This is a genomic window from Streptomyces sp. CBMA29, assembly GCF_014596445.1.
Taxonomy (GTDB): Bacteria; Actinomycetota; Actinomycetes; order Streptomycetales; family Streptomycetaceae; genus Actinacidiphila.
Genome location: NZ_MECL01000014.1, coordinates 19,440 through 28,910, shown reverse-complemented (window position 1 = coordinate 28,910; position 9,471 = coordinate 19,440). Strand labels below are relative to the sequence as shown.

The window sequence follows — 9,471 nt, the reverse complement described above, 5'->3', positions numbered from 1 at the left end:
GCGGCGGCCCCGGCAGCCGCACCGGCCGCACCGGCCGCCGCGCCCGCCGCCGTACCCGCCCCTCCGGCCGGTTTCACCACCACCTGGAGCGACGACTTCAACGGCGCCTCGGGCACCGGGGTCGACGGCGGCAACTGGAAGTACGACACCGGCCCCGGCAGCAGCTTCGGCACCGGTGAGATCGAGACGATGACCAACAGCACGTCCAATGTCTTCCAGGACGGCAACGGCCATCTCGTGCTGCGCGCCCTCCACTCGGGCAGCGACCCGCGCGCGGGCTGGACCTCGGGCCGGATCGAGACGCAGTCGTCGTCCTTCGGGGCGCCTGCCGGCGGCGTCGTGATGATGCAGTCGTCGATCCAGCAGCCGAATCTGACGACCGCCAACGGCGCTGGCTACTGGCCCGCGTTCTGGATGCTCGGCTCGACGCTGCGCACCGGCACCACGTGGCCGACCTCCGGCGAGGTCGACATCATGGAGGACATCAACTCCCGCAGTTCGCTGTTCGGCACGCTGCACTGCGGCGTCAACCCCGGCGGTCCGTGCAACGAGTCCACCGGCATCGGCAGCGGTGAACGCGCCTGCTCCGGCTGCCAGACCGGCTACCACACCTACGCCGTGCAGATCGACCGCTCGGTCTCGCCCGAGCAGATCCGCTGGTACCTGGACGGCGCCAACTACTTCACCGTCAACGCCAATCAGGTCGACGCCACGACCTGGGCGAACGCGGTGGACCACCCGTTCTTCATCATCTACGACCTCGCGATGGGCGGCGGCTTCCCCGACGCCTTCGGCGGCGGCCCCAACGCGGCGACCGTCAGCGGCGGCCAGATGAACATCGACTACGTGGCCGTCTACAACAAGGGACCGGGCAGCACCACTCCGCCGTCCAACGGCACCAACCTGGCGCTGAACAAGCCCGCGACGGCCTCCTCCACGGAGAACGCGGGCACCCCCGCCTCGGCCGCCGTCGACAACAGCACCACCACCCGCTGGTCCAGCGCCTTCAGCGACCCCCAGTGGCTGCGGGTCGACCTCGGCGCCTCGCACGCCGTCAAACAGGTCAAGCTCAACTGGGAGGCCGCCTACGCCAAGGCGTTCCAGATACAGGTCTCCAACGACGGCACCAACTGGACCAGTTGCTACAGCACCACGGCGGGCACCGGCGGCCTCCAGACCCTCAACGTCAACTGCACCGGCCGCTACATCCGCGTGTACGGCACCCAACGCGCCACCGCCTACGGCTACTCCCTCTGGGACTTCCAGGTCTTCGGGAGCTGACGCCGCCGACGCCTGAACCTCCAGGAGAGCTGAGCGCCTCCCCGCGCACCAGGGCGGGCGGACCCCCTGCCGGGTCCGCCCGCCCTCGCTCCGTACCGCCGAGTGTCCTACGCCGTCGCGAAGCGGCTCTCTTTTGGTCAACCAGTGGTCACGTCCGTGCGAGGAAGACGAACTGAGCCGGTTTGTCCGGGAGTTCGACGCGGGGGCCGAGGGTGAAGCCGGTGCTGACGAACCGGTCAATCGCGCGGGCGTTGCGGGCGTCGGGTTCCGCGACGATACGGCGGCAGGCGGGGTCGGCGAAGACGTGGGCGAGGAAGGCGGTCAACAGGTGTCGCGCGTAGTCGGGTTCGCGTTCGGCGCCGGGGTCGATGGGGCCGACGAAGACATGGACGCCGACGTCGCCGGGCAGCCGCTCGTAGAAGTCGCCGATCGGGTCGGCCTCCGGCTGGTAGGTCTGGAAGAGGGCCACGGGGCGGTCGTCGCGGCGGACCAGATAGGCGTGGTGGGTGTCGAGCGAGTCCAGGAAGGCGTAGATCTCGCGCACGTGGTCGCGGGTCGCGTCGCCCATGCCCCAGAACCGGCCCCTCTCCTGGGTGACCCACGCGTGGATGAGGTCGATGTCCCGGTCGGGGTCGACGGGCACGAAGCGGACGGTCCCGAAGCCGGCGGGCGGCCCCTGAAAGGGGGTGGCTCTGGCGGCTCCAGCGAAAGGCGCTTCGGGTGCTTCGGCCACAGAAATCTCCCTGGTGAGTCGGGTCCAGTCGGTGACCACGGGGACGAGGTCGCCGCGCAGCCAGTACGGCGACTGGTCGCGGTGGTGCGGGCCGCCGGGCACTCCGCCCGCCCCGAAGGGCACGATCCACCGGCTGTTCTCGCGGTCGGCCAGATCCCATACGTAGCGGGCGGCGGGCCCGCGCAGGCTGTGGTGGGTGACACCGGGGACGCTGGACGTGGACAGCACGCAGTCGTGGTCCCCCGCCAGCCCCGGCCACACCTCGGGTTCGTGCCCGTACACGTCGGGCGGCAGCGCCTGCCAGGGCGCGAGCCGGTGCAGTTCCCCCCAGCTCAGCTCCCCCGCACCGTCCTGCGCCGTCTCCTCCAGCGCGGCCCGTACGATCGCGGCCCGGTCCCGCGCGGGTACGAGCCCGCCGCCCAGCAGGGTCTCCAGCGCGAACGCCACCCGGGGCACCAGCGCCAGCCACGGTGTGAACGTCGCGGGATACGACGGCAGATGGACGAGCCCGGCCAGCGGGGCCAGCGCGGGGTGCGCGGCGAGACCGCGTACGACCGCCGCTCGCAGTACGGCGTATGACGCGGCGTCAGCACTCTCGGCCGCCATCCGCCGGTCCCAGCGCAGGAGTCGCGCGCCGAGAGCGGAGGCCGCGGGGCCCAGCGGCGGCGTGTCCGGGCCGTGGAGGTCGGCCACGTGGTCCAACAGGGCGCGGGCGGAGCCGAGATGGACGTCGGTGTGGATCGCCCCCATGCCGTCCGCCGTCCAGTCGTCGCCGGCCGCCAGAAGGCGGCGGATGCGGCGCGCGCGGTGCGGGGCGGCGAATTCGGCGCCGAGCGGGGCGGCGAGTTCGCGCGCGTTGGCCATCACCGCGAGGCCGTCGCGGACTTCGGCGCGCGGCAGTGGCGCGTAACCGCCGGTCCACGCGTGCTCCCTCCGCCACGCGGGCACGGTGTACAGGGAGTTGTCCGGATGCCGTACGGGTACCCGGCCCGCCGTCCGGTGCAGCAGGCCGCCCGCGGTGTCGGCGGCCTGCACGACGTTGACCGGCTCGACCCAGCGGTCCAGTGCCCGGTCGATGTCGCCGACGGTGGTGGCGCGCAGCAGCAACGGCAGTGCGGAGAAGCCGAGTTCGGCTCCGGCGCGGGCGGGACAGCGCAGGCTGACGGCGTTCCAGGTGGCGTCCGCGCCGCCGCGCGACTCGTCGGGGGCCTCCGGCGCGTCGGGGCCGCCGATGATCACCGGGCCGCGGGCGGTCTCGACGATCTCGACGCGGACGGCGTCGGCGTCCGCGACGGCGACGGTCTCGGTGCGGGAAGCGGCGGGCTCCCAGCCGTCGGGGCCGAGGGCCCGGACGGAGCCGTCGGGGGCGCGGCGCAGGTGTTCGCGGTAGAGGTCCTGGTAGTCGGCCATGGCGTTGGTGATGGCCCAGGCGACCCGGCCGGTGTGGCCGAAGTGGGCGAGGCCCGGGACGCCGGGGACGGCGAGGCCGACGACGTCGAACTCCGGGCAGGCGAGGCGGATCTGCTGGTAGACGCCCGGGGCCTCGATGAAGCGGTGCGGGTCGCCCGCGAGGAGCGCCGCGCCCGTGGCGGTGCGGTCCCCGGCGATCAGCCAGCCGTTGCTGCCCGCGGTGCCGGGCCCGTCGGCGGCGAAGGCCGCGACGGCGTCGGGGCCAAGCCGCCGGGCCGCCTCGTACCGCCAGAGTTTGGCGGGGAAGCCCGCGAAGAGGATGTGGGTGGAGAGCCAGACGGCCAGTGGGGTCCAGGGCTGCCAGCGGCCGGGCGCGAGGCCGGTGGCGGCGAACTCCGGTGCCTGCCCGGCGCCTTGGGGCAGCCCGGCGTTGACGCCGTCCGCGTAGGCGGCGACCCACCGCGCGGTGTCCCGGTCGAGCCGGGCGTGGCAGCGGCGGGCGGTGTCGGCGAGCAGCGCGCGGCGGGCGAAGCGGTCCCACTCGACGGCGTCGGCGCCGAGGAACGCGGCGGTGCCGCCCTCCGCGCGGTGCCGTTCGGTCTCCAACTGCCAGGCCCGGTCGACCGCGGCGTTACGGCCCTGGGCGAAGGCGAGTTCGCGGGCGCTGTCCGCGCGGAGGTGGGGGATGCCCCAGGCGTCCCTGAAGACCTCGCTGCTCACCCTGACTCCCTCTGATTATTTAGGTTAGGGTGCCCTAACCTAACAGGGGTCGGGGGCGGCGTGACGGCGTCCTCGGGTGTCAGACGCCCTCGGACACCGTGAGCACGATCTTGCCGGTCAGATGCCCGGCCTCGCTCGCGCGCTGCGCGTCCGCCGCCGCCTCCAGCGGGAACACCTGGTGGACGGCGACGGTCAGCTTGTCCGCGGCGAACAGCGCAAGCGCCTCCGCGAAGGCAGGCTCGCCGTAGTACCCCTCGGCGCCCGAGGTGAAGCGGACGCCGAGCGTGCCCGCGCCCGGCGCGTCGGCGATGGACAGCACCCGCCCGGTGCCGCCGGTCAGCTCGACCGACGCCTGGAGCGCGTCGCCCCGCCCGGCCGCGTCAAGCGCCGCGTCCACCCCCTGGGGCGCGGCGGCCCGCACCCGTTCCGTCAGCCCGTCCCCGTAGGCGACCGGAACCGCGCCGAGCGCCCGCAGGTGCTCGTGGTTGGCCTCGCTCGCCGTGCCGACGACCTTGACGCCGCGCGCGACCGCGAACTGTACGGCGACGGTGCCGACGCCGCCCGCCGCGCCGTGGATCAGCAGCGTCTCGCCCGGTCGCACCGTGAGCATGTCCAGCGCGCGGTACGCGGTCTCCGCCGCGACCGGAAGCGCCGCCGCCTGCTCCCAGCTCAGCGTGCCGGGCTTGAGGGCGACCTTCGCGACGTCGGCGAGCGCCCGCTCGGCGTAGGCGCCGGTGGCGGTCTGGCCGAAGACGTCGTCGCCGACCGCCAGGCCCTCGACGCCCTCGCCCAGCGCCTCGACGACACCCGCCGCCTCAAGGCCCGCCACATGCGGGAAGTCCACCGGGAAGACCTGTTCCATGTAACCGGCGCGGATCTTGCTGTCGAGCGGGTTCACTCCCGCGGTGCGCACCGTGATCCGCACCTGGCCGGGACCCGGCTCCGGCACGTCGGTGTCCACGGCCCGCAGAACGTCCGCGGAGCCGTATTCGGTGAAGGCGATGGACTTCGTCATGGGGTTCACAATCCTTCGGGGGGCTCGGACATATTCAGGGACATTCGGGAATATTCGGGAACGTTCGGAAACCTGAAGCAATTGCCTTGGCGGGCGCCCGAGCAGATGCGGCGCCCTGACGCGACGGCGGCATTCCCCGGGCGTCCCCGGGCATTGCGCGCGTGTCCCGGGGAACTCCCCGGGCGTCCCCGGCATTCCCCGGGGTCCTCAGGGCTCTTCCCATCATCGCCGCCGGGCGGTCGCCCGGCCGAGCGCCGTCTGTACGTTCACTCCCACGGCGGGCTTCGCCTCCGCCCCGGAGTTCGCCGAGGCCGCCGCCCTCGCCCGTACGGCGGCGGCCACCGCGTAGACCGCGGGCAGCCGTCAGGCGGCGATGGCGACCGCCGCCCGGCCGAGCCGGACACCGCCGCGGCCCGGCCGGAAGACGACGAGCCGCAGGAGCAGGAAGCGGCCGAGGCCGGCGAGGGCGGAGGCCGCGATGTAGACGCCCTGCCGGGTGAGGGCGTCGCCGGACGGATACGCGGAGGCGTAGGCGAGCAGCGCCCCGGTGGTGAAGAGGTACGACAGCAGGACGGTGAGCGCGCAGGCGCAGTGGTCGGACCAGTTGGCGCCGCCCCGGCCGAAGGTGAAGCGGCCGTGGAGTTCGGTGGCGAGGACCGTGGAGCCGACGGTGACGACGGCGTTGGACAGGGCGAGGGGGACGCTGTCGCCGATCAGCAGGAGGACACCGCTGGCGAGGACGGTGACTCCGCCGCCGCACAGCACGAACCGCACGAAGGAGGCGAGGGCGGCGGTGCGCGAGGACGGGGACGCGGTGGCCGCCTGGCCGGTGATCGCCGTACTGGCGGCCATGGTCAACTCCTGTGTCGGTGACGGCCGCTGAGGGCGCCCGTCGTCGTGTCACCGACTCTTCCGCACGGCCGCGCGGTGGCCCATCAGGTGTGTCCCCCATTGCGTGTGGGGGCTACCCCCACCCCTCCTCAGGGGCGTGTCCCCCACATCTCCGCAGGTCCCGATCATTAGAAGAAGATGAACGTACTTATCCATGGTTTACAAGGCGGGTGGCGCACATCACCCTTGCTTTGCCCGGCACAATGACTTTCTTGTCACGATATGCGGCAAATACGCGTTTGACCATGCCTGGCACTCCGTGCCAGAGTCTTCTCAACGGCCCGCACCGACCCGCGCTCGGCCGTTCCACAGACGCCGCGAACCACACCCCCCTTGCTTCGCGGCGGTTCGAAGAGGCCCTTGCGCAGTCGTTACCACGACGCGAAGGGCCTCTTCACAATGTCCCCCGGCCGGGACTCCCGCGCCGAGCGCGAACTACCGCTCCGGGACCCGCAGTTCGAACCACGTCGTCTTGCCGCGCGGCTGGAGGTCGACGCCCCAGCGGTCGGAGAGCTTGTCCACCAGGAAGAGGCCCCGGCCGCTGGCGTCCAGGCCGCGGACCGGCATCAGGCAGGGCAGCGCCCGCGAGGGGTCCCGCACCTCGACCCTGACCCAGCCCCGGCGCCAGTGCATCCGCAGCCCGAACGTCCGCGCCCCGGTGTGCCGTACGGCGTTGCCCACGAGTTCGGAGACGAGCAGTTCCACGGTGTCGGCGAACTGCGGGAGGCCCCAGACCCGTACCACGCAGAGCGCCAGGCGCCGGGCGGTGGAGGCGGATTCGGGGCGGGAGGTCAGATGGATCTCCTGGACGGACGGGTCGCCGTACAGATCGAGGGCCTTGGCCGCCGTGTCGTCGGTGAGAACGGGAATCGCACCCGCGGCGGTGTCCACCCGCTGCGGCTGCTCAGATGCTCCCCGGCCCGCCATGACTTCATGATGGCTGCAATTGCAGCGCTCCGAGGGGTAACCGGGGGAATTCGTCAGACGGAGTGCGCCGCTCCACGCCTGTGACTAGGCATATGCCCTGGGCACAGAACACCCCTCAACAGCCCTACTGAACAGCGGAGTTGACGTATGCAACCATCACAGCGGATGGTGGCGGCCTCCCATTCCTTAAGACTGCCATAAGGTTGCCTTAAGGCGGGCCGCGCACCCTGCGTCACCTCTGACGCGCTGTCAGCCGAGCGTCCGTTCGACGCTCAGCCGCATGTGCGCCGGATCTCCGTCCCCGGCTGATGGTGCGTCAGCGTCCGCAGGCTCAGCGGAAGGTGGCCTTCCCCGGTCCGTCCTCGACGAAGCTGCGCATCCCCGTCTCGCGGTCCGCCGTCGCGAACAGCCCCGCGAACAAGGTGCGTTCGATCGTCAGCCCGGTCTCCAGATCCGTTTCGAGACCCGCGTCAACGGCCTCCTTGGCGGCCCGCAGCGCGTACGCGGGACCGCGCGCCAGCCGCTCCGCCCAGGCCCGCGCCCGCGCGTACACCTCGTCCGCCGGGACGACCTCGTCCACCAGCCCCAGCGACAGCGCCTCCCGCGCCGTCACCATCCGGCCGGTGAAGATCAGGTCCTTGGCGCGCGAGGGCCCGACCAGACGGGACAGCCGCTGGGTGCCGCCCGCACCCGGGATCAGACCGAGCAGGATCTCCGGCTGTCCGAGCTTCGCGTTCTCGCCCGCGATCCGGTAGTCGGCACACAGTGCCAGCTCGCAGCCGCCGCCGAGCGCGTAACCGGTCACGGCCGCCACCACCGGCTTCGGAATCCGCGCCACCGCCGTGAAGGACTCCTGGAGCGCCCGCGAGCGGTCGACCATGTCCTCGTACGACATGGCCTGCATCTCCTTGATGTCCGCGCCCGCCGCGAACACCTTCTCCCCGCCCCACACCACCACGGCCCGTACCTCGGGACGCCGCGCCGCCTCCTCGGCGACCTCCTTGAGCAGGTCCTGCGTGCCGGAGTCCAGGGCGTTCATGGGCGGCCGGTCGAGCCGGACGGTGCCGACGCCTTCGTCGACTTCAAAGGTCACAGTCATACGGGCGAGCGTACGACGGACGGCCCGCCCCAGGTCAGGGGCGGGCCGTCGCGGCTCACGTGCGGTGCCTCACACGGGCGGAGGCGAGCGAACACAATCAGGCAGTCCACTCGCTCCAGGGGAGGTTCCAGCCGTTGAGGCCGTTGTACCACTGGACGGTCTTGTCCTTGGAGTTCTGCACCTGCACCACGTCACCGATGATCGACTGGTTGTAGAACCAGGCCGCGGGAGTGCTCGCGTCACCCGCGCCGCGCACGTCGTGCAGACCCACGCAGCCGTGGCTGGTATTGCTGTTGCCGAAGACCGAGGTCGCGGCCCAGTAGTTGCCGTGGATGAAGGTGCCCGAGGTGGTCAGCCGCATGGCGTGCGGCACGTCCTTGATGTCGTACTCACCGCCGAAGCCGACCGTGTCGCCGTTCATCCGAGTGGTCACGTACTTCTCGGAGATGACCATCTTGCCGTTGTACGTGGTGTGGTCCGGCGCGCCCGAGGAGATCGGGATGGTGCGGAGCACCTTGTTGTCGCGGTAGACGGTCATCGTGTGCTTGGCCGCGTCCACGATGCTCACCTGGCGGCGGCCGACGGTGAAGTGGACGTCCTTGTGCTGCTTGCCGTAGACGCCGGGGGCGCCCTCGACACCGTTGAGGTTGAGGCTCAGCGTGACCTTCGTACCGGCCGCCCAGTACTCCTGCGGGCGGATGTAGAGCTGCTGGTCGCCGTACCAGTGCGCGGCGACCGGGACCGACGGGCTCGCGGTGACCTTGACGCCTTCCTCGACGGCCTTCTTGTCGGTGATCGGCCGGTTGAAGTTGAGGAAGACCTCCATGCCGACGCCGACGGTCGAACCGTCCTCCGGCGTGTAGTAACCGACGAAGGTGTTCTTCGGGGTGACCGTGGTGAAGCCGGAGTGCTTGTCGGACTCACGTCCCGCGTCGTCCTTGGCGACCGCGTCCACCGAGTACTGCGTGGACGTGTCCAGGTGCCCGGCCGGCGCCCATCCGGAGCCGTCGGCGGAGATCGCGCCCTCCACCTCCGTGCCCTTGTCGTCCTTCACGACGACCGACGACAGCTTGCCTCCCTGCGCCGTGACCTTCAGCGTGCCCGTGGTCGACACCTCGGTCGAGCCGTCCTTCGGCAGGATCGTGACGACGGCGGTCGAGGCGACCGTGTCCGACGCGTTCGCCTTGCCGTTCGAGGCACCCGACGTGGAGCCGTTCCCACTGCCGGCCTTGCTGCCGCCACCGCCGCCACCGCACGCGGTGACCATCAGCAGCAGCGCTCCGAGCGCCAGCACCAGAACGTTTCTCCTGACACCCGGCGCAGCCCATATCGGCTTCAACTCTTGCTCTCCCCTACCGCCCGGAACACCCTGAACTCCCTGGTCAGCGCAAGACA

At 71.6% G+C, this 9,471-nt stretch carries 7 protein-coding genes; 1 reads left to right on the top strand and 6 read right to left on the bottom strand.

The features are described 5' to 3' along the window. The coding region (locus BGM09_RS02505; RefSeq protein ID WP_188279693.1) for a discoidin domain-containing protein at positions 1–1,281 on the top strand (1,281 nt) is incomplete at its 5' end. A gap of 148 nt (positions 1,282–1,429) precedes the next feature. Here the strand turns inward: BGM09_RS02505 and BGM09_RS02500 are convergent. From BGM09_RS02500 to BGM09_RS02475, 6 genes are all read right to left on the bottom strand, one after another. Then, positions 1,430–4,144, bottom strand: a complete 2,715-nt coding sequence (locus BGM09_RS02500) for a GNAT family N-acetyltransferase (RefSeq protein WP_188279692.1) — start codon at positions 4,142–4,144, stop codon at positions 1,430–1,432. Positions 4,145–4,223: 79 nt separating this feature from the next. Beyond that, positions 4,224–5,159, bottom strand: a complete 936-nt coding sequence (locus BGM09_RS02495) for an NADP-dependent oxidoreductase (RefSeq protein ID WP_188279691.1) — start codon at positions 5,157–5,159, stop codon at positions 4,224–4,226. Between the two features lie 363 nt (positions 5,160–5,522). After that, on the bottom strand, positions 5,523–6,011 hold the full coding sequence (locus BGM09_RS02490; protein ID WP_188279690.1) for a hypothetical protein: 489 nt from the start codon (positions 6,009–6,011) through the stop codon (positions 5,523–5,525). 474 nt (positions 6,012–6,485) lie between these two features. Continuing rightward, positions 6,486–6,977 carry an ATP-binding protein gene (locus BGM09_RS02485; RefSeq protein WP_188279689.1) on the bottom strand — a complete coding sequence of 164 codons (492 nt, stop codon included), beginning with the start codon at positions 6,975–6,977 and terminating at the stop codon, positions 6,486–6,488. Positions 6,978–7,308: 331 nt separating this feature from the next. Next, positions 7,309–8,076 carry an enoyl-CoA hydratase/isomerase family protein gene (locus tag BGM09_RS02480; protein WP_188279688.1) on the bottom strand — a complete coding sequence of 256 codons (768 nt, stop codon included), beginning with the start codon at positions 8,074–8,076 and terminating at the stop codon, positions 7,309–7,311. Between the two features lie 97 nt (positions 8,077–8,173). Further along, on the bottom strand, positions 8,174–9,343 hold the full coding sequence (locus BGM09_RS02475; protein WP_188279700.1) for an Ig-like domain-containing protein: 1,170 nt from the start codon (positions 9,341–9,343) through the stop codon (positions 8,174–8,176). Between the last annotated feature and the right edge of the window lie 128 nt (positions 9,344–9,471).